This window comes from Ignatzschineria sp. PL_is040 (assembly GCF_055813795.1).
Genome location: NZ_JBVPGU010000002.1, coordinates 39,766 through 66,540, shown reverse-complemented (window position 1 = coordinate 66,540; position 26,775 = coordinate 39,766). Strand labels below are relative to the sequence as shown.

Sequence of the window (26,775 nt, the reverse complement as noted above, 5' to 3'; positions counted from 1 at the left end):
CTATCTTTGGAGTACTTTTGGTAAATACTTTGAGTGAGTATGTATTAAGAGTTTATCACTCGAGCTTTACTGTTGAAGTGTAGAGAGAATAGCAGGTAATGAGTAATGAGTAATGAGTAGTAGACAGTGGGCAGTGGGCAGAGGATAAAGGATAATAGGTTTGGAAAGATCGAAATGGATAGGAGGCGGAGATGGGAAGCGTTACAGATCTTATTGAACAATCGTTAGAGAGAGGATTTCCCGGTGGGCAGCTTCTCGTTGAGTATCAAGGGGAGGTAATATATGACTTTGCCTTTGGATCAACCCTATTGCATCAAGTTATCCTCGATTCTGGTGAGATGAAAGTGACGCGTGGCGAAGCTGTGACTAAAAAGACCCTTTTTGATATCGCCTCATTAACAAAGATCTTTGCAACGACCTATCTTTTTCAATACTACTATCAACAGATGCCAGATCTCTTAGAGCGTCGAGTTGCGGATTTTTTTCCTTATTCCCAATCAGCTGCTTCAGAAATAACCTATCCTGCGCTTGTTGGTGAAATTCCGTTAAAGGCACTACTCTCACATCATGCCGGTTTTGAACCTAATCCTCTCTTCTATGATCCACGTTATAGTGAAACACTCTATTCTCAAGATCGTACTCAATTTGTGCAAAAGTTATTGCAAGCCCCTCTTGTGAATATGCCGGAGCAGCAGGGGCTCTATTCCGATGTTGATTTTATGTTACTCACCTTTATTTTAGAAAAAATAGGTGGGAAGTTGATCGATAAGCAGTTAGAGACACTTTTTTGGAATCCATTAGATCTTTCTTATATTGGATTTAACCCAAGAGAGAGGGGAGTATCACAAGCAGAGATTGCCGCGACAGAGCGTTATGGGAATAGCCGGGATCATACTATTGATTTTCCCAATATACGCCGTTATATGCTTCAAGGAGAGGTACAAGATGAGAAGGCATTTCATTGTATGGCAGGGGTTTCAGGTCATGCCGGGCTCTTTAGTAATAGTCATGATCTCTACCAACTCTTTCGATTGATGAGAGAAGATAATGAGGTTTTCAGTGCGGAAACACAGCAATATTTTTTAACGCCTCCCTATGAGGATGCTACCTTTGCTTTGGGGTATCGTTTAAATGGAGATGGGATGGATTATATGTTTAGTGATTATGCCGGGAAAACCTCGAAGCCAGCCTTTGGACATACAGGGTGGACAGGTGCGTTAGCCACCTATGATCCGATGCATGAAGTGATGATAATCTACCTTACGAATCGTAAAAATACACCTGTTATCGATCCTTTGCATAATCCTCATCGTTTTTACGGAGATCGATTGCCGGCAGGACGCTATCGCGATCTGATTGGTGCGATCTATAGCGATTTAGGAATAAGAGGATAGAAGTATGCGTCAAAATAGTCGCGTCGAAAAATAGGAAAACGATAGGAAAAGGATAGGGAAATGATAAGGAAACTAACGAATAAAAAGGTTAAGAGAATGAGTGATTCATTAGAGAAGGGCAGTGGTGGAGTATGGTAGATAATAGGCTTAAAAAAGAGTATAGAACCGCAAAGAGTAAACATTTTATGAGTAAGAGCGCACTCTATTTATGGGGTTCGATCATCATTGCGATTCTTTTAGGGAGCTTAATGCCTTTAAGTTTTTCCCCTTTTGGTTATGGCTTTTTAGCGCCTATTCTATTAGCTTTTTGGCTACTACTCATATTGCCGGGAAGTTGCAAGCGAGCTTTTTGGTTAAGTCTTCTCTTTGGCGTTTCATTTTTTACTATAGGTGTCTGGTGGATTCGTATTAGTCTATTGGAGTTTGGCGGGGCTCCTCTGTTACTAGGCGTTTTTTTAACGCTACTTTTAGCACTCTATTTAGGGCTCTATTATGCGCTATTAGGCTATTTTACATTGAAGACTCAGCTCTCACTGCCATTTCGATTAGGCATTCTCTTTCCTGTTATGGGGGTGCTTTTTGAATATATTCGCGCTCAACTCTTAACAGGTTTTCCTTGGCTCTCGCTGGGTTATACTTTGACTGATTATCCCTTAGCGCTCTGGCTTTTTCCTGAGATGGGTGCATTGATGGCAAGTTTTTGGGTCTATTTATCTGGAGGCGTAGGAGGGTTGTTACTCCTTCAGATCATCGCTTTGAGTGGCGGGAAGAGAAGAGTGAAAGAGTGTGATGCTTCTGATGCTCCTTCTTTAGTAGAGGTTGCTCAAAATCTGTCTCTAAAAAGTGTAAAAATCTATTTCCCCGCGCTCTTTATGGTAGGGATGGTGATATCGGTTGTTTTAGGGAGTAGCGCTTTGATGGCTGATAAGATCTCTCCTAAGGGTGAGCCGCTTAAAGTGGCCTTGATTCAGGGAAATATTGCACAGGAGTTAAAGTTTAGTGAGGCACAATATTACGAAATTTTAGCAACCTATTACCAATTGACTGCGCAAGTAGCTCCGAATGTTGATCTGATTATTTGGCCAGAGACGGCAATTCCTGCGCTCTATGAGCAGGAGGTTACACTGGGTGAGGCATTACGTAAGATCTCGCAAGAGGAGAGGGCGACGGTGATGACGGGGATCTTTTCAGGGCAAGGATCAGTGATACGAAATTCAGTCGTGGCTTATAGTGATCAGTTGAGAAGTCGTGATCAGCGTTACGATAAAGTTCATCTTGTTCCTTTTGGGGAGTTTCTGCCTTTTCGTTCTCTTTTAGATCTATTCAGTGGCATGATTGAGATCCCCTTTTCAGATCTTACCGCTGGTAGAGAGGAGCAAGCGCCTTTCCTTATCCATTATGAGGTAGATGGCGCACCTGCGATAACGCAACTCTCTACCTTTATCTGTTACGAGGCTGTTTTTGGTGATGAATTACGCTATCTAGGGAAGCAATCAGATTTTTTAGTGAATGTGAGTAATGATGCTTGGTTTGGAGATTCAATTGGACCTTGGCAACATTTTCAAATTACGCGAGCACGCGCGATTGAGCTACAAAGAGAGATGGTTCGCGCTACTAATAATGGGATTACAGCGCTTATCGATAGACGGGGAGAGGTAAAGGCGATCCTACCTCAATTTGAACAAGGTGTTCTAGAAGTTGAGGTCATGCCTTATGAAGGAACGACGACCTATAGCCGCGTAGGAGATCTCTCCTGGCTATTGTTCTTGTGGGTTGTTGCTGGGCTTGGAGCGCTCTTTTTTAGAAAGGAATTAAAGAAGTAAGTAGAAAGGCGTGAGTAGAAAGAAGCGAGTAGACTCTGCCGGCATTTTTGGCCATCTCTACTCACCTCTACTTAATGTTCAATGCTTGCTATTTCTACTCTTTTGTCCTTTTTTATGCTGCTTCAGGATACTAGTTCAGGTTCTTTTCGGGGTGATTTTTATTCTCTGAAAGGGAGCGGACTATAGCGAGCGTAGAGAATTGTGCTGACAAAGAGAATAATGGTTAAAAGAAAATAGATACTGCCAATGCCGGGATATCCTGATACCCAAATATCGGTTGCAGCGATCAGATAGAAGAGGGAGAGGAAACTTGTCCAGGCATGTGTAAATCGCTTTGCACGAAGCAATCCTCGCGCAGGGAACACGAGGGGCATTAGAAGTCCGATAATCAGAAATATTCTCGGTTGTTCTGGGTAGATTGCATTGGTCACAATACAGAAGATAGTAAAGAAGAAGAGTGCCAGATAGGAAGCAAGTGTACTGATTCTTGAAATTGAGACAATCGGACGCATATTGAGATAGAGCTCCTTTTTTAATTGAGCAGAAGAAAGTGATCAAGCCGAAATAGCGCGATAAACTTATCGAAGTTTAGATAAGCTCAATATTCATGCTATAAAAATGGAGTCTATTTTATCATGAAACAGAAGAGTTAAAAGTATATGCCTGAATTACCAGAAGTTGAGACCGTCCGTGCAGGAATAGCGCCCCATATTGAAGGAGCAACAATTCGTGGTGTTGAGGTCTACCATCGCCAGTTACGTTATCCGATTCCTGAGGCGATTGAGACACTCTACAATGCAACAATTGAGAAGGTGGAGAGGCGAGCGAAGTATCTGATCCTGACCACGACTCATGGGAGAGTTTTAATCCATTTAGGAATGTCCGGCGCCATTCGAATTTTGCCTGATGATTTTGAGCATAAAAAGCATGATCATTTTGTCTTACGGCTCTCAGGTAATCAGGCGTTGATCTACAATGACCCTCGCCGTTTTGGCTTTATTCTCCTCTATGGTAAGGATGAAGCGATCCCCTTCTTAGAGAAATTAGCACCAGAACCACTCACGGATCAATTTACGGCAGCCTATCTCCATCCTAAGTTGAAAGGAAGAACGCGGCCGATTAAATCGATCTTAATGGATCAAGCCTTTGTTGTAGGTGCCGGCAATATCTATGCGAATGAGTCACTCTTTATGGCGGGGATAGATCCGCAGCGCCCGGCGAATAATCTCTCATTGAAAGAGGTTGAACGCCTTGTTCAGGAGGTTAAGAAAGTATTAGCGCGAGCAATCGAGCAGGGTGGAACGACCCTAAAAGATTTTACGACACCCGATGGTAGTCCCGGCTATTTTGCCCAAGAGCTCTTAGTGTATGGACAAAAAGGTCAACCTTGTCCTCTTTGTGGGCAAGAGATCGAGCGTATTGTCATAGGGAATCGGGCAACTTACTTCTGTCCTCAATGTCAGAAATAGCGATAAAAGTCACTTTTCTCTATTTTTTAGTTCACTTTTCTGCTTTTTGCTATCGCTTCTTGAGGAAAAATGGTAGTGTGAAAGTATGTCAATAAGAATCAATAAAGTTTCAATAAATTTTCAACAAAGCTTCAATAAAGCTTCAATAAAAGCTTGGAAATAGCGATAAATAACGATGAGTAGCGATGATAGGTATCTAGATCTGTGTCTAAATCTAGTGTTGAAATAGCTCTATAAAATTATTTTTTTAATGACTCACCACTTTAGTATCTACATTTAGTATCTATAATTTAGTATCGATAAAGAAGGAGATAAGTATGAATCTTAATTTAACAGGTCAAGGCTTAGAGTTAACAGATGGACTTCGTAGCAGAGTAGAAGAGAAATTCTCACGTTTAGATCGTTATAGTGAGCATATTACAAGTGCGCATGTGGTATTAACCATTAAAGATAAGCGCCAAATTGCCGAGATCACTGTGACTGTTGCAAAGGGAAAAGATCTTCATGCAGAAGCCACCACAGAAGATATGTACCTCTCGATTGATGAGTTGTCTGGAAAAATTGAGCGTCAACTTCTCAAGCAGAAAGATAAAGCGATAACCGCAGAGCGAAAACAAGGACATGAGATTCGCCATGAAGAGGGAAAAGAGTAATATTCCCTATAGATGTTCGATATTGATGATATTTTTTTAGAAAGGCCCCGTTTAAGCGGGGCTTTTTCTTTGCTCAACTATTTTTTATCTAAGGTAGAAAGCGTATGATAGGGGAGAAATTATCGTGAAATTGTCATGATATTAAAGGATCGCTTTATCACTAGTTTTTAGATCTTTTAGATCATTCTTTTTAGATAAATTAAAAGAGCCGATTGCGCTATAATCAATTGTTATTATTTGCTGTCATTTGTCGTTTTTTGTTATGAGGGGTGGTTTTGTTGATCTTTTTTGACATAGCTTGCTCTCCGCACCTTCAATCTTGACTTCAGGTAGTGGTAAATAGTGCCTTACGGATATTGATGCTTATTTCAGAGCTTATTTTTTGATAGTTAGAAGGTTTTCTCCATGTTTGCAACAGACTCAAAGCACTTAATTGTCGGTTTTGGTATTACAGGGCTCTCCATTGCAAAAGCCCTTACTCGTTTAGGGGTGGAGAAGATCTGCGCTATCGATTCGAGGGATAAGCCACCGCATGAAGCGGAGATGGCGCAACTTTGTCAAAAGGTGGCAATCGGTAGCTTTAAAGATAGCACTACAAGTGATCTATTAGAGAGTTGTGATTATCTCTGGATCAGCCCCGGAGTTCCCCTTGCAACGCCAGAGTTGGCGCCTACTATTGCACGATTGCCGGCAGAGCATGTTGGGGGAGATATCGAGCTCTTTGCCCGCCTAGTTAAAGAGAATATTATTGCTATCACCGGCACAAATGGGAAGAGTACTGTCACGACCCTTTTAGGTTCGATTTTTGCTCAACTGCCTTATGATCTCTATGTCGGCGGTAATTTAGGGCAGCCAGCTTTAGAGCTTTGGTTAGCTTCAGAGGATCGAAAAGAGAAGGTGCAAGAGCCCCTTTTTATCCTTGAACTCTCCAGTTTTCAGTTAGAGACCACCTACTCATTACAGGCTGATATTGGGGCGTTACTCAATCTTTCGCGAGATCATCTCGATCGATATCGAGATTATGAGCATTATGTTGCGGCGAAATTAGCACTGATTAAACAATCATCTGAGATTATTATTCCCGCAGATGAACCGCTGATAGAGACCTTTTTAGCAGCGGAACTTCCGCGTCGTGGCGAGCAGGAGATTGTGCGTTTCTCTCTCTTTGATAATGCGAAGACTGATTATTATGCCTCATTAGAGCGACAAGAGGTGGTAAGTCGTACCGGGGAGCAGGTCAGTTATGCAAAGACACTCTTAAGAGGACAGCATAATCTTCTCAATATTGTTGCAGCTGTAGCAATTGCAGAACGATTTGGTGTTTCATTAAGAGCGATAGAGGCGGGCATTGCTAATTATCAGCCATTATCACATCGTTCTGTCAAGGTCCGGGAAATTGATGGAGTGACCTACTATAACGACTCAAAGGCGACAAATCTCTCTTCAACAGAAGCGGCTATTTTGGGTTTCCCCGAGCGAAAATGGTTGATTTTAGGGGGCGTTACTAAAGAGCAAGATTTTTCACCGCTTAGAGAACTTCTACAAAAAAATATCGCAGGAGTTGCGCTGATTGGAAAGGATTATTCCGCGATACTGCCTCACATTCCAGAGAGCATTCCCTATTTTGAGTGTGGGACTCTTGAAACCGCATTGGTTCAATTAAAAGCGTTAGCTTTGCCAGGGGAGATTGTTCTTTTTTCTCCTGCTTGTGCAAGTTTTGATCAATTTAAGGGGTTTGAAGAGCGAGGTCGTATCTTTGAGACATTAGTTCATGCGCTATAAGCGTGATTGAATGCTCAATATTGAGCCTGTTTGTGGTACAATTTTTTCTCTTTAACGAATAGATTAGGTGTAATTTGAAGAATATGTCTAAACGCATTCCTCGTGGTGTTCATCTTGATCCTTGGTTGCTGATCACTTCTTCGCTCTTTCTACTGATTGGGCTCTTGATGGTGACCACGGCATCGGGATATGTTGCAGAGTATTATGGTCTCTCTCCTTACCACTATGGGATTAGACAAGGACTCTATATTGCTATCGGGCTCACTTTTGCCATATTTGCTTTTAAGATTAAACTTAATATCTGGTATAAGCTGACACCGATATTGATGCTCTTCTCTTTTGTTGCACTTGTATTGGTGTTGATTCCCGGCATCGGTCGAGAAGTTAATGGTGCTTTGCGTTGGATCCCCATCTCATTTTTTAACTTTCAGCCAGCCGAGATGGCAAAGTTTGCGGCACTAACCTATATCGCCTCCTATCTCCATCGACAGAAAGATCGGATTGGGTCTAAGATTTCAGCACTGATTATTCCGCTCTTTGTGATGGGTGTTTTAGGTGTTCTGCTCCTTTTAGAGCCTGATTTTGGTTCTACGGCTATCATCTTTGTGGTTGGTTTGGGGTTGCTCTTTATTGCCGGCGTCTGTCTTTGGCGCTTTGCGATTGTGCTGGCGCCGACGTTAATTGTAATGGCCGTTATCCTCTATACTTCCCCCTATCGTCGTGCCCGGTTATCAGGCTTTTTACGCCCATGGGAAGATGCTTATAATCAGGGGTATCAGCTAGTTAACTCCCTGATCGCAATTGGTCGAGGGAAGCTCTCTGGGGTTGGAATTGGTGAGAGTATGTCCAAGCTAGGTTATCTGCCTGAGGCGCATACCGACTTTATTTTTGCGATCTATGCGGAAGAGTTTGGCTTTTTTGGTGTGATTTTCCTCGTTCTCATCTATATGATCTTCCTCTATCGTACTTTCAATATTGGAAGAAGAGCAGAACAGCTCGATCTCAATTTTGCAGCTTATATCTCTTATGGCATCGGTTTATGGTTAGGAACGCAAGCATTGATTCATATGTGTGTTGCTTCAGGGTTATTGCCAACAAAGGGCTTAACATTACCACTGATGAGTTATGGGGGATCGAGTATTATCACGATGATGGTGGGCTTAGGGCTGCTCTTTCGGGTTGATCGAGTTGTGCAGTTACGAGAGTTGCAAAACTATCAAGATGAGCAAGAGCTAGCTGCTCAGCGGGAGATTGCAGAGAGCAAGATAAGGGTGGCGATGAAATGAGTAGCATGCGTGGAACGATTGTTATTATGGCCGGCGGTACGGGAGGGCATATCTTCCCCGGGATTGCTGTTGCCGAGGCGCTGCAAGAGCAGGGTTATAAAATTGAGTGGCTAGGTGCCAATGGGTTGGAACTTAAACTTGTACCGCAGCATGGCTTTCCCCTCTATTCATTAGAGATTGCCGGCATTCGAGGTAATGGCTTGAAGGGGTGGTTAAGGCTTCCGTGGCGTTTAACAAAAGCGGTCTTAGATGCGCGTCGCTTCTTTAAGAGAGTCTCACCTCTTTGTGTTGTGGGATTTGGAGGCTTCGCTGCAGGTCCTGGAGGATTAGCTGCCAAATCGTTAGGGATTCCTATTATTATTCATGAGCAAAATGCCGTGCCCGGTTTGGTTAATAGAGTCTTATCGCGACTCAGTCGTGTTAATTTAGCGGCATTTAATGCCGAGTTACCTCATGCGAAAGTGGTGGGGAATCCTGTTAGAGAGGGATTGTTAACGCTAGCCCCTTATGAGCAACGATATGGCGCACGAAGTGGAAGACCATTACAGATTCTTGTTGTGGGAGGTTCGCAAGGAGCTCGAATCTTAAATCAGGTGATGCATGCTTTTGCTCAAACAGAGATGGCCGGCGCTTATCAAATCTGGCATCAGACAGGGGAGGCCTTCTATCAGTCCCATAAAGATAAGCCCTCTTTTCAGTGCGAGCATTATCGCTTAACCCCCTTCATCGATGATATGGTAGAAGCGTATGGATGGGCAGATCTTGTGATCTGTCGTGCCGGCGCTTTGACTGTTTCCGAAATATTAGTAGCAAATGTTGCAAGTTGCTTTATCCCTTTTGCAAAAGCCGTTGATGATCATCAAACCAAAAATGCCGAAGCATTAGCAGAGATTGGAGCTGCGTATCTCTATCCTGAGAGCGACTTTAATCTAGCAACACTTCAAGAGATGTTAACTCATTTTACAAGAGAAAAAGCCATCGAAATGGCGAGTAAAACCAAAATTTTAGCGAAACCTGAAGCGACAGCTGAGATTGTTTCAGTAATTGAAAAGGTCATAGAATCATGAATCAAAAAAGTTATATTTGTCCCTCTGAAATGCGCCGTATTGAGAGAATTCACTTTGTTGGAATTGGGGGTTCGGGGATGTGTGGTATCGCCGAGGTGCTTCTCAATTTGGGGTATGAGGTGACAGGATCAGATATTGCCGCTTCACCTGTTGTTGATCGTTTGATTGATCTGGGCGCTTTAGTGTGGATTGGCCATCAAAAAGAGCATGTGATCGGTGCTGATGTTGTGGTGATCTCTACCGCTGTCAAAGAGGATAATCCGGAGGTGATTAGCGCTAAAGCGGAGCGTATTCCTATTATTCAGCGAGCGCAGATGCTTGGTGAGTTGATGCGTTTTCGTTTTGGGATTGCTGTTGCCGGTACTCACGGGAAGACGACAACAACCAGTCTTTTAGCCTCTATTTTAGATGAGGCAGGGCTTGATCCAACCTATGTTATCGGTGGACGTTTAAATAGCTCTAATGTGAATGCGCGTCTAGGTTTAGGGCAATATCTTGTTGCAGAAGCGGATGAGTCTGACGCCTCATTTCTTCATCTTCATCCTATGTCTGCCATTATTACCAATATCGACCAAGATCATATGAGTACTTATGGGGGGGATATTGAAAATTTACGTCAAACATTTGTCGATTTTCTTCATCTGCTTCCTTTTTACGGCTTGGCGGTTCTCTGTATCGATAATGAAGAGGTTGCATCGCTTATCCCACGAATTCATCGTCCAATAATCACCTATGGTGAGAGTGAAGGGGCAGATTATCAGCTTCTCAATTATGAGTCGCGTGGTATGCAGACCCGTTTTGAAGTCAAAATGCCACATGGAGTGAGTGAATTTACCGTTGCTCTTCCAGGAAAATATAGCGTTCTTAATAGTTTAGCTGCAATAGCAATTGCCAATGATTTGGGGGTTCCTCATCCCGCTATCCGTCGTGCTTTACGTCGTTTTAAAGGTATTGGTCGTCGCTTCCAATTCCACCCTTCTGTTCCATTACAGAGAGGGGGAAGTGTAGAGGTGATGGAAGATTATGGGCATCATCCGACAGAGATTAAGGCCGTCTATGAGGCTTTAACGACAGCTTATCCTGAAAAGCGAATTGTTGTTGCATTTCAACCTCATCGAAATTCAAGAACAGCTGAACTCTATGATGAGTTTATTGCGGTCTTATCAGAGATCGATACGGTATTGATCACGGATATCTATGCGGTAAGAGAGGCTGAAATTCCCGGGATTTCAGGTGAGAAGCTAGCAGAAGATGTGGCCAAGAAAGGAGGGAGAAATACCCTCTATGTGGGATCGATCGATGAGATTAGAAGTGCTTATGCCAAAATCGCCCAAGATGGTGATCTCATAGTGATGATGGGGGCGGGCAATATCGGTGGCATTGCTGCCAATTTTTATAAGGGAGGGGCACTCTAAATGGTTTCAGCATTAAATCGATTTGAAGACCCGAAGGTTTTCGGTAAAGTTGCCGTTGTCTACGGTGGTCACTCATCGGAGCGAGAAGTCTCGCTCTGGTCGGGAGAGGCTGTTTTAGCAGCGCTCAAAGCACAAGGGATCGATGCTCATGGGATCGATACTGCCGAGGTAGAACTGCTTTCTCATCTAGTAGCAGAATCTTTCGATCGCGTCTTTATTGTCCTTCATGGTCGTGGTGGGGAAGATGGTGTTTTACAAGGTGCGCTTGAGTATCTCAATATTCCTTACACCGGGAGTGGAGTATTAGCTTCTAGTGTAGGGATGGATAAGTTAAAGAGTAAGCAGATTTGGCAAGCTCTAGGGCTTCCCGTATTGGAGTCTTACCTTCTCAATTCAGAAGAGGATGTTGCTCGGTTAGCGCCGATCTTAAAATACCCGGTAGCAGTTAAGCCGGCAGAAGAAGGGTCGAGCATTGGTGTTAGCCGTGTTGAGAGTGCGGATGATCTGCTAGCTGCATGGAAGGCTGCGGGAGGCTATAATTCTCCTATATTTGCAGAGAATTGGATTGTGGGTAATGGTGAATATACCTGTGCAATCTTAAATGGTACGGCGCTCCCCATTATTCGTATGGAGACCGATTTAGCATTTTATGATTATGAGGCAAAATATCTCCGTGAAGATACGCGTTATTTCTGTCCATCGGGATTGAGTCAAGCTGATGAGATGCGTTTTAGAAAACTCTGTGAAGAGGCTTTTCATGCATTAGGAGCAGACGGTTGGGGGCGCGTTGATTTTGTCTTAGATCGTGATAATAATCCCTGGTTATTGGAGATCAATACCGTTCCAGGAATGACAAATCATTCGCTTGTTCCTTTAGCGGCAAATCGTGCCGGTATCTCATTTGAGCGCCTCTGTTGGTTGATCTTAGAAGGCTCTTTGTGATCTTCTTTAGGGATATTTCAGAACCATTACATTGATGTATAATAGGCTATAGTTAATCTTGAGTAGATCATATATTTTGTTGCAATCAAATTATCGTACCTCTCGACCCAAACGTCGTCAGCGGTCAGGTGTCGTCCAGAAAAAGCCTTTTGATTGGCGACAATTTGGAAGATTTCTCTATCGCTTATTACGCTATCTTCTCTTAATCGCACTTCTTGTTGCGATCTTTGTCGGCCCCTATTGGGGATGGCAATATTTAAAAGAGAATAATCTCTTTTTTAAAATAGAGACGGTTTCTGTCTATGGAGAGATTGAGCATCTTCCAGAAGAGCGAGTCAATGAGTTGGTAAAAGATGCGATAGGGCAAAATCTGATCGGATTAGATATGAAGGGCTATCAAGATGAGATCCTTTCTGAGAGCTGGATTAAGAGTGTCTCTCTTAAACGAAATTGGTTTCATGAGCTAGAGGTGCATATTGAAGAGCAGGCACCGGTGGCGATCTGGAATGGCGTTGAGATGATCGATGCATCAGGAGAGCGATTTACCCCCTCTTTTTATCCTCAAGGAGAGTGGGTCTTTCTTGCAGGACCTGATGGTCGTGCGCTAGATGTCTTAGAGGTTTATAACCGGACTAAAGAGCGCTTAGAGGGAACCGGGTTTCAACTGAGTCATCTCTCATTAGATGAGAGTGATTCCTGGAGTCTTGTTTTAGATGATCAGCTCTTGCTCATTATGGGGTCTGAAAATTTCGATCAACGCTTAGAGCGATTTCTACGGCAATTTTCAGATCGAGAGGTTCTTGATAGAATTCAACATATCGACTTTAGATATAAAAATGGATTCTCTGTAAAGTGGAAAGAGAATTCAGATAGTATAAAGAATAAATTATAAGGTGCAGAAAGATGACGGATACCTCAGTTTCATCAGTAGGAGTTTGCATAGATATAGGAACGAACAGAGTCGTTGGTATGATGGCAGAAATTCGGGATGATGGGTCCATTGAGATTATTCGAATTATCTCAAAACCCTCTCGAGGCATTAAGCAAGGGAGTATTGCCAATATAGCGCCAATTTCAAATATTGTTCGGGATATTATTGCGGAATTTGAGCGTGAAGAGAATGTAAAGGTTCTTTCTGTCTCAACCTCTATTACGGGCACACATATTCGTAGTCGTCAGAATAATGGTGTTGTGACGATTTCAGGGGATCGTTTTACCGAAAAGGATAATGATCGAATCTTACAGGAAGCGGGTAAGATTAAACTTGATGCTGGAGAGAGCGTTCTCCACGTATTGCCACAAAAATATATTATCGATGGGGGAAGTCCTGTTGAAAATGCCATTGGACTCTCAGGGGTTAAGTTTACTCTTGATGCTCATCTCGTAACAGCATCGACCAATGCGATCAACGATATTACTAACTGTATTACAGAGAGCAATGTAGAGATCGACAATATTATCTACGAAGGTGTTGCTGCTGCGATTAGTGTTTTAACTGAGGATGAGATGCAACGTGGTGTCACCCTAATCAATATTGGTGCGGGAATAACTGATGTTGTTGTCTATAAAGGTGGGGCGGTTGTCTATCACTCTCCTATACCATTAGGTGGCAATGATGTGACAACCGATATCGCTAAAATTAAGCGTTATTCCACCCAAGTTGCTGAGAGTATAAAGCTAGAGCACGGCAGTTGTCTTGGCTATAGTAGCTATGATGATAGTTTTAAATTACCGGTGATTACCAATCAGACTGAAAATAGAACAATGTCTCGTCGAGAACTCTCTTCTATTATTGAAGCGCGCTATCGTGAAATTTTTGAGATTATCCGAATGAATCTTGAAGATGCCAATGTCTATCTACCTCATGATGCCGGCGTGGTATTGACGGGAGGCGGAAGTATGATCCCGGGATGTGCTGATCTAGCGCAAGAAATTATGGAAAAACCGTGCCGTATTGGAACTCCGTTAAATGTCATATATGATAAGGGTGAAGGATTGACGCCGGAACATGCAACAGTTGTTGGGCTTTTAGCCTCTCATAAGTATGACAATATCTGGCAAAAAGAGTTACAAAAAACAATGCCAAGTGGTAACTTTTTTAGTAACATATATAAGAAAATCACTGGAATGTGTCGAAACTACTTCTAGTGTTGTTAAGAATACGAATAAAATGAGGATTTATAATGTCCATATTTGAGTTGCAGCAAGATATTAACGAACATGGCCCTGTTATAAAAGTAATAGGTGTGGGTGGCGCTGGTGGTAATGCGATTACTCATATGGTTGATTCCGGATTAACGGGAGTAACGTTTATTGCCGCAAATACAGATGCTCAAGATCTAAGAGAGGCGAAAGCAGATATTCGCATTCAATTAGGAGAAGCATTAACTCGTGGTTTAGGGGCGGGGGCAAATCCAGAGATTGGACGTCAAGCTGCAGAAGAGACTAAAGATCACATTAAAGCAGAATTAAATGGTGCTGATATGGTCTTTATCGCTGCAGGAATGGGTGGCGGAACAGGAACCGGTGCAGCGCCTATAGTTGCTGAAATTGCAAAAGAATTGGGCATCTTAACGGTTGCGGTTGTTTCAAGACCTTTCTCGATGGAGGGTAAGAAGCGTGATCAAGCCGCAAATCAAGGATTAAAACAGTTAGCACAACAAGTTGACTCGCTCATTACAATTCCTAATGACCGTTTAATGAGCGTTCTTGGGAAAGGGGTGAGTCTCTATGATGCTTTCAGTGCGGCGAATAATGTTCTCTTCAATGCGGTACAAGGGATTACTGATAGCATTATCAAGCCAGGAATGATCAATCTCGATTTCAATGACGTTAAGACAGTTATGAAACAACAGGGATTGGCAATGATGGGGGTAGGGCTCTCATCAGGGGATAATGCGGCAAGAGAAGCGATTCAACAAGCGATCTCATCTCCACTTTTAGAGGAGGTGAGCTTGAAAGGCGCGAAAGGTCTGCTTGTTAATATTTCAGGTGGTCCTAAGTTGAGTATCGGTGATCTTCATGAGATTGGTGCAATTATTAGTGATTATGCTAATGAAGAGACAACGGTTGTCTTTGGTGCCGTGATTGATGAAGAGATGGGGGAAGATATTCGGGTAACGTTGGTAGCAACAGGATTAGGTGAATATCAAGCTCCGATCGAGCGCGGTAGTATTGCAGATCAACTATTAGGTAGAACTATAAAGCCTGCGGCAGCAACAATTCCGACGGAACCTGCGGTAAAAGAGCAACCTAAAGCCTCGCCATCATCACAATCTTCAGGATATCTCGATATCCCTGCTTTTTTAAGAAAAAATTCTTAATCGCTTCAGCTGCTACTCTTAATTTTAGGAGATAGCGTTGAAGAGAAGATTAATGAATAGAGGAATCTCTAAGTAAATAATATGCTAAAACAGAGAACAATAAAGAGTTTAGTCCAAACAACAGGTATCGGCCTTCATTCTGGGAAGAAGGTCTACTTAACCTTGCGCCCAGCAAGCATAGATCAGGGAATTATCTTTAGAAGAACAGATGTCGATTCTCCAGATATTAAAATTCAGGCTGATTCTGTTGTTAGTACGCAACTTGCAACCAAGATTGCATCCCCTTTAGCGCCAGATGTTACTATCTCGACGATAGAACACTTAATGTCTGCGTTGTGTGGTTTGGGGATTGATAATATTATTATTGAAGTAAGTGCGCCAGAGATTCCGATTATGGATGGTAGTTCGGCGCCTTTTGTTTATCTTATTCAATCGGCAGGCATTCAAGAGCAGAATGCGGCGAAGAAATTTATTAAAATTAAAAAGCCGGTCGTTTATAAACATGAAGATAAATTAGCAAAGCTTCTTCCATATGATGGATTTAGACTCGATTTTACAATCAAATTTGATCATGCTGTCTTAGATAAGACCAATCCTCAACATCGTTGTGAGTTTTCAAGTCAATACTATATTGAAGAGATTGCTCGTGCGAGAACATTTGGTTTTATGAAAGATCTAGAGCTAATGCGAGAATTAAACTTAGCGCTAGGGGGCAGTATGGATAATGCTATTGTTGTGGATGATTACCGGATTCTCAATAGTGATGGATTGCGTTATGAAGATGAATTTGTTCGCCATAAAGTTTTAGATGCGGTAGGAGATCTTTATGTATTAGGTCATCCTATTATTGGAGAATTTGTTGGTTATAAAGCGGGGCATATGATGAATAATATGTTGATCCGTGAGCTGGTAAAAGATCCATCTGCATATGAGTTTGTGGTCTATGAAGAGGCAGAGACATCACCTGTTACATTTAAGGTGCCGGCCTGGAATTAAATTTAGTAATAAAAGTGAGCAGTAAAAGTTAGTAATAATTTAGTTATTTTCACTAATGGCTCTTTTAATTTCTTTGAAAGTAGCGTATAGTTTGTGGTTTACGATTTTATATTGAATAACGTGTCTCTATATAATATAAAAAAGTTTTGGATTATAGTTGAATATAGGATATAAATTTTTATGGTTACAATTCGTCTAGCTCGTGGAGGCTCTAAAAAGCGTCCTTTCTACCAAATCGTTGTTGCGGATCAAAGAAACTCTGTAACTGGTAAATACATTGAGCGTCTTGGCTTTTTTAATCCCATCGCTAAAGGTGGAGAGAAACGTTTAGAACTTGCCCAAGATCGTGTAGATTACTGGGTAGGAGTGGGAGCACAACCTTCTGAGCGTGTTGCATCTTTAATCAGAGAAGCTAAAAGAGCTGCTGCTAAAGAAGCTTAATAGCTTATAAAGTAGAGTTTTAGAGCCATCTTACAATTTCAGTAAGGTGGCTTTTTTGTGTCAAATAAGGAGAGATCATGAGTGATGAAAAGATCATTGTAGGGAAAATCAATGGTTTTCATGGCGTTAGAGGCTTTATAAAAGTCTTTTCTGAAACAAGACCGAGAGAGGGAATTTTAGAGTATTCTCGCTTTTTTATGAAGCAAGGTAATGAATGGGTTACTTTAGAGGTTGATGGTCGGCAGAAGCATAATAAGCACGTTCTCTTAAAGTTTGAAGGATATGACTCCCGAGATGCTGTAGAACCGCTATTGGGGCAAGAGCTCTATATTTCACGTGAAGATATGCCGGAGTTAGAAGATGGTGTTTACTGGCTTGATCTTTATGGTTTAAAGGTGATCAATCATGAAGGGGTGGAGTTAGGAGAGATTGTTGATATCTTTGAAACAGGTGCTAATGATGTGATTACTGTTAAAGGCGCTAAAGGTGAGATGATGATTCCTTTTTCGATGGAGTATATCGTTATGGAGATCAATCTCGAAGAGGGTTATGTTCAGGTTGATTGGGATGAAGAGTAGAGATGAAGGGTAAGTTGATCATCGATGTTATCGCTTTAATTCCTGAGTTAATAGCACCTATTATCGAAGATGGGGTTGTCAGCCGCGCTCATAATAATGAGCTCTTTGAACTCCGTTTTTGGAACCCTCGCGATTACTCTACAGATAATCATCATACAGTGGATGCCCGTCCTTATGGTGGGGGGCCGGGAATGGTGATGATGTATGAGCCGCTGAAGAAGACTTTTGATGCTATTGAGAGCTTTAGAGGGAGTAGAGGTTTACGTCTCTATATGTCTCCACAGGGAGATCTTCTGAAGCAACAACGCGTCAGAGAGCTTAGTGAAGAGCAACATCTTATTATTCTTTGTGGTAGATATGAGGGGGTTGATCAACGTATTATCGACACAGAGATTGATGGTGAGATCTCTGTTGGTGATTATGTGCTCTCAGGAGGGGAGTTAGCGGCTGCCATCTTAATTGATGCGATTGTCCGAATTCTTCCCGATGCGATCTCAAATGAGGCGTCTCATCTTCATGACTCTTTTAGTATTGGAGATCAGCTTGATCATCCTCACTATACTCGTCCGCGGGAGATTAATGGCTTAAAGGTGCCGGAAGTACTCTTTTCTGGCGATCATGCAAAAATTGCCCAATGGCGTGACGCAGAGGCAAAAGCAAGAACGGAAGCGAGAAGAGCGCGTTTACGACAAGAAGAGTTGTAGTATCGTTAAGCAGAGAGTAGAAAGTAGGAGAGGAAAAAGGGAAGCTAATTATTAAGCTTCCCTTTTTCTATTTTGTTATCTATTGGTTCAGTTATCTCTAATTTGTCTCTAATTTTAACCCTATATTCTTGGTTAGAATTATTTTGATTTAAAACTGATTTAGAACTGATTTAGGACTCAATTAGCTCTTAATGACTTTTAGATTAGATTGAGTAGTAGAGCTTATATTCCATAGGATTAGGTGTTTCTGCTACTTGATTGATCTCTTTCTGTTTCAGTGCAATGTAAGAATCGATAATACTATTGCTAAAAACCCCACCTTTAAGGAGAAATTCACGATCCTGATCGAGCGCCTCTAATGCCTCATCAAGATTACGGCAAACTTTAGGGATATTGTTGAGTAATTCGCTTGAAAGATCATAGAGATTCTCATCAGCGGCAGGTCCTGGATGGATTTTATTCTCAATACCATCTAAGCCTGCCATAAGAAGCGCCGAAAATGCTAAGTAGGGGTTTGCTGTCGCATCAGGGAAGCGTACTTCAATACGGCGAGCCTTCTCATTAGCCACATAAGGGATACGTATAGATGCGGTTCTATTTTTGGCTGAATAAGCTAAAAGTACGGGAGCCTCAAAGTGAGGAACAAGGCGCTTATAGCTATTCGTTGAGGCATTTGTAAATGCATTGAGTGCGCGCGCATGTCGGATGATGCCACCAATAAAGTAGAGGGCATCTAATGAGAGATTGCTATATTGATCTCCGCAGAAGATATTGTCGCTCTCTTTAAAGAGAGAGATATGGACATGCATTCCAGATCCGCTCTCACCATGATAGGGTTTAGGAAGGAATGTTGCGCTTTTACCATGAAGATCGGCTGTTGTTTTTGTAACATATTTGAGACGTTGTACCTCGTCTGCTTTTTTAAGAAGCGTATTGTAACGAACGCCAATTTCACATTGTCCTGCAGAGGCGACTTCGCGATGATGAATCTCTACTTCAAGCCCCATCTTTTCTGCATTTAAGACAATCTCATTACGAAGGTTATGTAGCTTATCGACAGGTTGAAGTGGCGAGTAGCCCCCCTGTTTTTCAGCATAATGTCCAGAATAGGAGTTTTCATCATTTGATGACCAGTAGGAGGTATCTGATTGTAACTGATAGCTCATATGATCTGGTGCAATATTGTAACGGACGCTATCGAAGATAAAAAACTCATTTTCGGGTCCAAAAAAAGCTTGATCGGCAATATTGAGGTTTGATAGATGCTCTTCTGCGCGACGAGCAAGCGCTCTCGGATCTCTCTCATAATAATCCATTGTATCGGGCTCTAGAACATCACAAATTAAGACTAGGGTCGGATGTTGAGCAAGATGATCGACGAAAGCAGTCTCAGGACGAGGTAAGAGAATCATATCTGAGCACTCTGTCTTCTTCCATCCTTTAAAGCTTGAGCCATCAAAAAACTTACCCTGAGTGAAGAGGTCTTGGTTCGCTTGTCGTGCTGGAATAGTAAAATGATGTTCTTGTCCGATCATATCGGTTAAACGAAGATCGATGAATAAAATCCCATTTTCTTTAATAAACTCTAAAATGGAACGAATACTATCAGCCGGCATGCTCACTCCTTAAATTTTTCCATGTGGTGTAAATCGGTATTCTACACTAATTTTTAGGAAAAATGCTCAATAAAGTAGTAGTAACAATAAAGAAAACGATAAAGAAAACGATAAAGAAAATAATTGCGTAAAGGGTGACAAAGGGACCGAAAAAGAGATTGTTGAAAACCAACTGAGAATTTGTCCAAGAGATTTACGAAGATATTTGCTCCAAATTTGTTAAGGATTTGCTAAAAACTTGCCAAGAATGTGCTCGTGCTATTGACTGAGGCATTTATCCAAATATTTTTTGTAAAACTGTAAAACTGTAAAACTGTAAAACTGTAAAACTGTAAAACTGTAAAACTGTAAAACTGTAATAGCTAAGAAGCTTGTTTAAAAAGAGGAGCCCTTTTTTTATCTCTTTCGCTTTTAGGGAGAGTTACGTAGAATGCGCTACAATATAACTTATGTTTAAAGAGATAGAGATTAAATAATAGAATGAAAATAACTACTTGGAATGTTAACTCAGTCAATGTTCGTTTAGCCCATTTAGAGCAGTTTTTAAAAGAGGTCTCTCCTACCGTGGTGGGGCTACAGGAGCTCAAATCAGTTTCAGAAAAATTCCCCTTAGAAGCTTGTGAAGCATTGGGTTATCACGCTGCAGTTAATGGGCAGCCCACCTATAATGGTGTGGCGCTATTATCTCGCTTTCCGATGAGTGATATTCTCTTTGATCTTCCGGGATTTGAGGATAGTGAGAAGCGTGTCATTAGCGCAACGATCAATGGCGTTCGAGTTATTAATGCCTATGTTCCTAATGGACAGAGCCCCGATTCTGATAAATATCAATATAAGTTAAATTGGTTACAACATTTTAAGGCGTTTATTGAGGCGCAGCTTCAGATCTATCCGGAACTTATCGTGATAGGGGATTTCAATATTGCCCCTACCGATGATGATGTTCATGATCCTAAGAGCTGGAAAGGAAAGGTGCTCTGCACTGACGCAGAGCGAGAAGCTTTCTTTCAACTTCTCGATTTAGGGTTAATCGATGCTTTGAGAATAGAAGCGCAACCGGCGGGCCTCTTTACTTGGTGGGATTATCGTCAGAATGGATTTGAGAAAAACAGTGGTATTCGGATTGATCATCTATTATTATCAACAGTAGTGAGTCGACGATTTGTGACCTCTAAAGTTCATTTGGAGTATCGAGCGATGGAACGCCCTTCAGATCATGCGCCGGTCTCTGTTCTGTTGAAGGATCGTGAAAAAGATACGGATAGAGTATCGAAATAGAGTAGAGATAGCCTACTATTACTAGATGTCGATAGATGTCGATAGATAAAGTAGTAGATCGTAAAAGTAGAAATAGCTGCATAACGCAATCTATGTAATAGTTAAGAGAAGGACGAGATGGAGGGAGCTCATTGAAAAGCCCCTGTATTAAATTTGATAAGGAGAGAATTATGTTTGGTGGTAGTATTGTCGCGATAGTCACCCCGATGTTTCCGGATGGTCGTATTGATTATGATTCATTTGAAAAATTGGTTGAATTTCATATTGAAAATAAGACAGATGCGATTGTTGCGGTAGGTACAACAGGAGAGTCTGCGACAATTAACTTCGATGAGCATCGTGAAGTTGTTAAGCGGGTAGTCGGTTATGTGCGTGGGAGGGTTCCTGTGATTGCAGGAACAGGTGGCAATTCTACAGAAGAGGCGATTCGCTTAACCCATTGGGCGGCTGAAGATGGTGCCGATGCTTGTCTCTTAGTTGCGCCTTACTACAATAAGCCACCACAAGAGGGGCTCTATCAACACTTTAAGTTGATTGCCGAGACTGTAGATATTCCACAAATTCTCTACAATGTACCGGGGCGTACAGCATCTGATATTTTGCCAGATACTGTTGAAAAATTAGCAAATCTTAAAAATATTGTTGCGATTAAAGAGGCGAGTACTTTCGAGCGTGTAGAGCAGTTAGTTCGCCGCGTTGGTGATAAGATCGATATCTTAACAGGTGAAGATGGAATCGCGGCAAAATGTGTATTAGCAGGCGCAAAAGGGGTTATCTCTGTTACGGCAAATATTGCTCCGCTTCTAATGCATGAGATGATGGAAGCTGCTTTAGCGGGAGATGAACAGCGCGCTTATGAGATCAATGATAAGATCAAAGAGCTTCATCATGTTCTCTTTTTAGAGGCAAACCCAATCCCTGTAAAATGGGCACTTCAGCAGATGAATCGTATCCATGCCGGAATTCGACTCCCCTTAGTTCCGCTCGACAAGCAGTATCATCTAACAGTACGTGAAGCGATGAAGGGTGCAGGACTTCTATAAATCACTGTCAGATAAGTATAAAATTAAATTGTTATGAAAAAGGCATCTTATTGTTTTTTTCAGCTATAATTTTCAAAACAAGTATTTTGTGATTGTTTCAATTGCCGATACGATAACAAGAATTTTATTCAGTAAAGGTTGTTTCATGTATACAAAAAAAATAGCGTTTGCAGTGGTGCTATCTGGCTTAATTATAGGTGGGTGCTCTACTCAAAATGTGCAGTCACGAGATAATTTGCGTTATTTGAAATCATCGCAAGTTAATCCTTTAGAGTATCCTCCTAGTTTAGTGAAGCAGACAGAAACCAATGTTGAAGCTGCAACGACCCTCAAGGAATATCGTAATTATCAGAAGCAAGCAGCCTCGAAGGTATTGCCTACTGCTGGAGAGAGTATTACATTCATTGAGGCAGAAAATGGTCGCCGCTGGATCAATACAGGTCACACTCCTGATTTTGTTTGGCAGCAGGTACATCAACTCTTAAGACAGTTAGGGTTAGAGATAGAATCTCAAAGTCCTGAGGCCGGTCTTATTGAGACTAAGTGGGCAGAGAATCAAGCAGATGTGCCGGAAGGATTTATCCGAGGCTTAATTAAACGTGTAGCAAGTAATCTATTAGGTTCCTCATCGAGAGATAAATTCAAGATTCGTTTAGAGCGTGATGGTAATCGAACGCTAATTTTTGTGACACACTATGCGATGAAAGATGAAGCAACTGGAAATGATGATCAATTCCATCGATGGGTAGATGCTCCTAAAGATCCTGAACTGGAGGCGGAATTTATTGCACGCCTTGCGGCAAGATTAGGGGGTGACGGTAGCACCGCTATGGGAAAGCAGGGGCTTCCCGTCACTGATCGGGAAGGGTTACAACTTATCATTAAAAATCGCTCACAAGATGTTGTATGGGAGCAGGTGGCTAATATCTTAGATGATGGGGTCAAATATAATGTATTAGAGCAATATGCGGATCTTAATACATTGCGTGTTGGGCGAACGGTGAAAAAGCGTCGTTTCTGGTTCTTTAGTAAAAATGATCCGGAAGGAGAAGTCTACTATATACGAATCAACCCTATCGGCGAGGAGAGAACGCAGATCGATGTCTTGCCAGTATTAACGCTCAATCATCTTGAAGAGATGATGGGGAAGGTACAGACAGGATTGAAATAGGTTCCTTATAATCTGATAAAATGGAGACGCCTGGTTATTATTTAGCCAGGCGTTTCTTCTTATTTGGGAGAAGATGAGAGAGCATGAGTGAATATGAGCGAAGGAGAGAGTTTATGAGTCGACGTATTGCTAAATTAGCACCTCACGTCATCAATCAGATCGCCGCCGGAGAGGTGGTTGAGAGACCTGCTTCTATTGTGAAGGAGTTGGTCGAAAATAGTATTGATGCTGGAGCAACCGAGATTACCATCGATATTAAGGGTGGCGGAATCGATCATATTATTGTACAAGATAATGGTCATGGCATTGCGAAAGATGACCTTAATTTGGCACTGTCGAGTCATTCCACAAGTAAAATTCGCTCGCCGGAAGATCTGGTAGAGGTTTCAACCTTAGGGTTTAGAGGGGAGGCGCTTCCTAGTATTGCGGCAGTCTCACGCTTGACTTTAATCTCTCGAGAGCGGGGGGCAGAGTATGCCTACCGTGTTGATGGGAAGGGGGATGATTTAGGGGAGGAGCCGATGCCGGCCTCTCTCTTAGAGGGGACGAGAATAGAGGTGAGAGATCTCTTTTTTAATGTGCCGGCAAGACGTAAATTTCTTCGAACTGAACGGACAGAATATAGCCATATTGAGACCTTAGTGAAGCGTTTAGCACTCATTCGTTATGATATTGCATTCACCTTAATCCATAATGGTCGTGAGCAATTCTCGCTACCTCGAGCTGAGACTTTGGAAGAGCAGCAGAATCGCATTGCTGCGGTATTTAATCAGGAGTTTTTGGCAGAGAGCTTTCACTTTAGTCATACGAAGAAGATCCCGCTTGATGATTATGATACCACCCGCACCTTAACGATTGAGGGATGGTTAGCAAAACCGACATTTTTTCGCAATAACAATGATTGGCAATATGTTTATGTGAATGGACGTATGGTGAAAGATCGTCTGGTAGCGCATGCTATTCGACAAGCTTATCGTGATGTGATGTATAGTGATAAGCATCCCGTATTTGTCATCTATTTAACGCTCGATGCTGCGGCTGTGGATGTGAACGCTCATCCTCAAAAGCATGAGGTGAGGTTTCGTGAATCAAGAATGGTTCATGACTTTCTCTTTAGTACGCTCAATCATGTTATCTCACAACCTGAAGTTCTAGAGGGGCATGAGAGTCTCCCTGTCGTTGCCACGTTAGAGGATGAGGACTCAAAGGGGCTCTTGTCATCAGCATCATCAGCGTCATCAATAGCTTCTAGCGGTCAGAAAGGTTTCTCTTTTGGCGCACCTCCGGCAAAGAGTCATAAACCGGTCAATCTTTATGAGGCGATCGGCGCATCTACAGAGCGTTTAACGCCCTTATCGGGAGGTGTGGAAGAGCATTATAGTGTCACTGCCGGCAGTAATGGTGAATTGCAATCAGGAGGCTTTAATTTAGCAAAACTGAACTCCTCTCAGGAAGATCAAGCAACTGAACTCGATCCTGATGAAGCCCCTTTAGGTTACGCTTTAGGGCAACTACATGAAGCCTATATCTTGGCAGAAAATCGACAAGGTCTTGTCCTCGTTGATATGCATGCAGCGCATGAACGAATTATCTATGAGCGATTTAAGAATGCGATTGCTACAGAAGAGGGGATTATTCGTCAAGCACTCTTGATTCCAAAGCCGATCGATGTCTCAAGTCATGAGATTGCGTTAGTTGAAGAGTTTCAAAAAGAGCTACAAGATTTAGGGTTAATCATTGAGGTTTTAAGCCATAATAGTATCGTGGTGCGAGAAGTGCCGGCGAGCCTGATTCGTGCGGATATTGAAAAGTTGGTGATAGAGGTTCTTCACGATTTCGATCAATATGGATCGAGTCAAAAAATTACAGAGCATCTCAATGAGATCCTCTCTACGATGGCTTGTCATAGCGCTATTCGCCATCATCGGCGTTTAACATTGCCGGAGATGAATGCATTGCTACGTGATATGGAGCGTACTGAGCGCGCAGGTCAATGCAATCATGGAAGACCGACATGGCGTACCTTAGCCTTAACAGACCTTGATAAACTCTTTTTTAGAGGGGAGTAACATATGCAAAATAGTCAGAAGAAGTTGGCAGTTATTTTTGGTAATCCCGTTGCACAATCAAAATCACCAGAGATGCAGATGCAGTTTGCGAAAAATGTAGGAGTTGAGCTCAATTATTTAAAAGTATTAACGACACTCCCACAATTTGAGACCAACCTTAAAGAGTGGATCGAGAAGGGAATTGTGGGTGCCAATATTACCGTTCCCTTTAAAGAGGTTGTCATGTCCTATTGTGATCAATTAACGATTGAGGCGGAAGAAGCAAAGGCAGTTAATACGATTCGCATCGAAAAAGATGGTTCGATTACAGGTCATAATAGTGATGGGATCGGACTGCTAAGAGATATTACAGAGATCAAAAGGATCGATATTACCGGTAAGCGCATCTTGGTATTAGGTGCCGGCGGGGCAGTTAGAGGGATTTTAGGGCCTCTTTTAAGTCACAAGCCCGCATCACTCATCATCACGAATCGCACTTTTTCTAAAGCGAAAATGTTAGCAGAAGAGTTTTCCCACTTAGGGGAGATTAAGGCCGTAGAGCGAGATGATTTGACGGGAAGTTTTGACCTGATTATTAATGGGACAAGTGCCTCTTTACAAAATGAGTTCCCGCCACTACCTGCCGGCGTGATCAGCTCTCACACTATCGGTTATGATCTTGTTTATGGTGATCAGCCAACCATTTTTATGGAGTATCTTCTCTCGGAAGGGGGGAGAGCGGCTTATGATGGATTAGGGATGCTCATTGAGCAGGGGGTTTACGCATTTGAGTTTTGGTTTGGTAAGCGTCCAAGCATTGAAGGGGTATTAGAGATTTTTGGGCGCACCTCTTAATGCTCTTTATGAACCTCCCTTATGAACCCCTTTTTATGATCAATAGATCTGCCTTTTATCAGACAGAGAAAGTGAGATTTTGGTATCATTTCAGAATCATTATTTTAGGATAGAGAGATATGTCGGAAGAAAAAACCCATTTTGGTTATCAAACCGTAGATCGTGATGAGAAAGAGGCTAAGGTGGCGGAGGTTTTCCACTCAGTTGCTAGCCGTTACGATGTGATGAATGATGTGATGAGCTTTGGTATTCACCGTTTATGGAAAAATACCGCACTCTCATTATCAGGTGCTCGTAGAGGGCAGAAAGTTCTCGACCTTGCCGGAGGAACAGGCGATTTAACAAAACGTTTGAGTAAGCGTGTTGGTTCGGAGGGATTAGTTGTTCTCTCTGATATTAATGAGTCAATGTTGGAAGAGGGGCGCAAGCGTCTTATCAATGAAGGGATTGTTGGGAATGTTGAATTTAAACAGATCAACGCCGAAGAGATCCCTTTCGAAGATGCTACCTTTGATCTTGTGACGATCGGTTTTGGTCTTCGCAATGTGACCGATAAGATGAAAGCTTTAAAAGAGATGCGCCGGGTACTAAAGCCGGGCGGGCGCCTCTTAGTCTTAGAGTTTTCTAAACCGGTTGTTCCCGGATTAGCGACAGTTTATGATTTTTACTCATTTCAGATTATTCCTAGAATGGGGCAATTAATCGCTAGTGATGGTGATAGTTACCGCTATCTTTCTGAATCAATTCGTATGCATCCCCCGCAGGAGGAGTTGCGCGATATGATGTTAGAGGCAGGTTTTGATGAGGTTGATTATAAAAACTTAACCGGCGGTATCGTTGCTATTCATCGCGGATTTGTCTATTAGAGCAAAATTGAGAAGAGGGGGCTCC

24 protein-coding genes are annotated in these 26,775 nt (G+C 42.2%); 22 read left to right on the top strand and 2 right to left on the bottom strand.

What is annotated here, in order from left to right; translation table 11 throughout:
* Positions 1 to 191 precede the first annotated feature (191 nt).
* Entirely contained in the window at positions 192 to 1,394 is a 1,203-nt protein-coding gene (locus AC0SAP_RS03900; RefSeq protein WP_473383049.1) for a serine hydrolase, read from the top strand.
* A gap of 185 nt (positions 1,395 to 1,579) precedes the next feature.
* A complete protein-coding gene (lnt, locus tag AC0SAP_RS03895) occupies positions 1,580 to 3,217 on the top strand; it encodes an apolipoprotein N-acyltransferase (RefSeq protein ID WP_473383047.1) in 1,638 nt (545 codons plus the stop codon).
* Positions 3,218 to 3,375: 158 nt separating this feature from the next.
* Here lnt and AC0SAP_RS03890 read toward each other — a convergent pair whose 3' ends face one another.
* Entirely contained in the window at positions 3,376 to 3,729 is a 354-nt protein-coding gene (locus tag AC0SAP_RS03890) for a DUF2069 domain-containing protein (protein ID WP_473383046.1), read from the bottom strand.
* Positions 3,730 to 3,876: 147 nt separating this feature from the next.
* On the opposite strand from AC0SAP_RS03890, the gene mutM reads away from it, so the two are divergent.
* The 14 genes from mutM to trmD all read left to right on the top strand — a co-directional run bounded on the left by mutM (position 3,877) and on the right by trmD (position 17,873).
* The gene (gene mutM, locus AC0SAP_RS03885) at positions 3,877 to 4,686 is read left to right on the top strand and encodes a bifunctional DNA-formamidopyrimidine glycosylase/DNA-(apurinic or apyrimidinic site) lyase (protein ID WP_473383045.1); all 810 of its coding nucleotides are present in this window, start codon (positions 3,877 to 3,879) and stop codon (positions 4,684 to 4,686) included.
* A gap of 317 nt (positions 4,687 to 5,003) precedes the next feature.
* On the top strand, positions 5,004 to 5,339 hold the full coding sequence (gene hpf / locus AC0SAP_RS03880) for a ribosome hibernation-promoting factor, HPF/YfiA family (RefSeq protein WP_094566881.1): 336 nt from the start codon (positions 5,004 to 5,006) through the stop codon (positions 5,337 to 5,339).
* A 405-nt stretch (positions 5,340 to 5,744) separates the two neighbouring features.
* Positions 5,745 to 7,121, top strand: coding sequence for a UDP-N-acetylmuramoyl-L-alanine--D-glutamate ligase (gene murD, locus AC0SAP_RS03875; protein WP_473383043.1), 1,377 nt, complete (start codon positions 5,745 to 5,747; stop codon positions 7,119 to 7,121).
* 83 nt (positions 7,122 to 7,204) lie between these two features.
* Positions 7,205 to 8,407 (top strand): putative lipid II flippase FtsW, encoded by a 1,203-nt coding sequence (gene ftsW, locus AC0SAP_RS03870; protein ID WP_229821575.1) that lies wholly within the window; start codon positions 7,205 to 7,207, stop codon positions 8,405 to 8,407.
* A complete protein-coding gene (murG, locus tag AC0SAP_RS03865; RefSeq protein WP_473383042.1) occupies positions 8,404 to 9,474 on the top strand; it encodes an undecaprenyldiphospho-muramoylpentapeptide beta-N-acetylglucosaminyltransferase in 1,071 nt (356 codons plus the stop codon). The genes ftsW and murG overlap by 4 nt, the downstream gene beginning before the upstream one ends.
* Positions 9,471 to 10,889 (top strand): UDP-N-acetylmuramate--L-alanine ligase, encoded by a 1,419-nt coding sequence (gene murC, locus AC0SAP_RS03860; RefSeq protein ID WP_473383041.1) that lies wholly within the window; start codon positions 9,471 to 9,473, stop codon positions 10,887 to 10,889. The genes murG and murC overlap by 4 nt, the downstream gene beginning before the upstream one ends.
* Positions 10,890 to 11,831, top strand: coding sequence for a D-alanine--D-alanine ligase (locus AC0SAP_RS03855; RefSeq protein WP_473383040.1), 942 nt, complete (start codon positions 10,890 to 10,892; stop codon positions 11,829 to 11,831). It begins immediately after the preceding gene.
* A 76-nt stretch (positions 11,832 to 11,907) separates the two neighbouring features.
* Positions 11,908 to 12,723 (top strand): cell division protein FtsQ/DivIB, encoded by an 816-nt coding sequence (locus AC0SAP_RS03850; protein ID WP_473383038.1) that lies wholly within the window; start codon positions 11,908 to 11,910, stop codon positions 12,721 to 12,723.
* An 11-nt stretch (positions 12,724 to 12,734) separates the two neighbouring features.
* Positions 12,735 to 13,979, top strand: coding sequence for a cell division protein FtsA (gene ftsA / locus AC0SAP_RS03845; RefSeq protein ID WP_094566888.1), 1,245 nt, complete (start codon positions 12,735 to 12,737; stop codon positions 13,977 to 13,979).
* A 41-nt stretch (positions 13,980 to 14,020) separates the two neighbouring features.
* Positions 14,021 to 15,154 carry a cell division protein FtsZ gene (gene ftsZ, locus AC0SAP_RS03840; RefSeq protein WP_198959038.1) on the top strand — a complete coding sequence of 378 codons (1,134 nt, stop codon included), beginning with the start codon at positions 14,021 to 14,023 and terminating at the stop codon, positions 15,152 to 15,154.
* 81 nt (positions 15,155 to 15,235) lie between these two features.
* Positions 15,236 to 16,150 carry a UDP-3-O-acyl-N-acetylglucosamine deacetylase gene (lpxC, locus tag AC0SAP_RS03835; RefSeq protein WP_473383037.1) on the top strand — a complete coding sequence of 305 codons (915 nt, stop codon included), beginning with the start codon at positions 15,236 to 15,238 and terminating at the stop codon, positions 16,148 to 16,150.
* Positions 16,151 to 16,330: 180 nt separating this feature from the next.
* Positions 16,331 to 16,591: a 30S ribosomal protein S16 gene (rpsP, locus tag AC0SAP_RS03830; protein ID WP_094566891.1), complete on the top strand. Its 261-nt coding sequence runs from the start codon at positions 16,331 to 16,333 to the stop codon at positions 16,589 to 16,591.
* Between the two features lie 77 nt (positions 16,592 to 16,668).
* A complete protein-coding gene (gene rimM / locus AC0SAP_RS03825; protein WP_286481068.1) occupies positions 16,669 to 17,169 on the top strand; it encodes a ribosome maturation factor RimM in 501 nt (166 codons plus the stop codon).
* A 2-nt stretch (positions 17,170 to 17,171) separates the two neighbouring features.
* Positions 17,172 to 17,873, top strand: a complete 702-nt coding sequence (gene trmD / locus AC0SAP_RS03820) for a tRNA (guanosine(37)-N1)-methyltransferase TrmD (RefSeq protein ID WP_473383035.1) — start codon at positions 17,172 to 17,174, stop codon at positions 17,871 to 17,873.
* 203 nt (positions 17,874 to 18,076) lie between these two features.
* On the opposite strand, the gene glnA is transcribed toward trmD, so the two are convergent.
* Entirely contained in the window at positions 18,077 to 19,489 is a 1,413-nt protein-coding gene (gene glnA / locus AC0SAP_RS03815) for a type I glutamate--ammonia ligase (RefSeq protein ID WP_094566894.1), read from the bottom strand.
* A 480-nt stretch (positions 19,490 to 19,969) separates the two neighbouring features.
* Between glnA and xth the strand changes: the two genes are divergently transcribed.
* The 6 genes from xth (at position 19,970) to ubiE (ending at position 26,750) form a co-directional block, all read left to right on the top strand.
* Positions 19,970 to 20,767 carry an exodeoxyribonuclease III gene (gene xth / locus AC0SAP_RS03810; protein WP_286481054.1) on the top strand — a complete coding sequence of 266 codons (798 nt, stop codon included), beginning with the start codon at positions 19,970 to 19,972 and terminating at the stop codon, positions 20,765 to 20,767.
* Between the two features lie 170 nt (positions 20,768 to 20,937).
* The gene (gene dapA / locus AC0SAP_RS03805) at positions 20,938 to 21,810 is read left to right on the top strand and encodes a 4-hydroxy-tetrahydrodipicolinate synthase (protein ID WP_286481052.1); all 873 of its coding nucleotides are present in this window, start codon (positions 20,938 to 20,940) and stop codon (positions 21,808 to 21,810) included.
* A 244-nt stretch (positions 21,811 to 22,054) separates the two neighbouring features.
* The gene (bamC, locus tag AC0SAP_RS03800) at positions 22,055 to 22,981 is read left to right on the top strand and encodes an outer membrane protein assembly factor BamC (RefSeq protein WP_473383034.1); all 927 of its coding nucleotides are present in this window, start codon (positions 22,055 to 22,057) and stop codon (positions 22,979 to 22,981) included.
* Positions 22,982 to 23,094: 113 nt separating this feature from the next.
* Positions 23,095 to 25,050, top strand: a complete 1,956-nt coding sequence (gene mutL, locus AC0SAP_RS03795) for a DNA mismatch repair endonuclease MutL (RefSeq protein ID WP_473383032.1) — start codon at positions 23,095 to 23,097, stop codon at positions 25,048 to 25,050.
* 3 nt (positions 25,051 to 25,053) lie between these two features.
* Positions 25,054 to 25,884, top strand: coding sequence for a shikimate dehydrogenase (gene aroE, locus AC0SAP_RS03790; protein WP_473383031.1), 831 nt, complete (start codon positions 25,054 to 25,056; stop codon positions 25,882 to 25,884).
* A gap of 119 nt (positions 25,885 to 26,003) precedes the next feature.
* Positions 26,004 to 26,750, top strand: a complete 747-nt coding sequence (gene ubiE, locus AC0SAP_RS03785) for a bifunctional demethylmenaquinone methyltransferase/2-methoxy-6-polyprenyl-1,4-benzoquinol methylase UbiE (protein WP_286481030.1) — start codon at positions 26,004 to 26,006, stop codon at positions 26,748 to 26,750.
* Positions 26,751 to 26,775 lie beyond the last annotated feature (25 nt).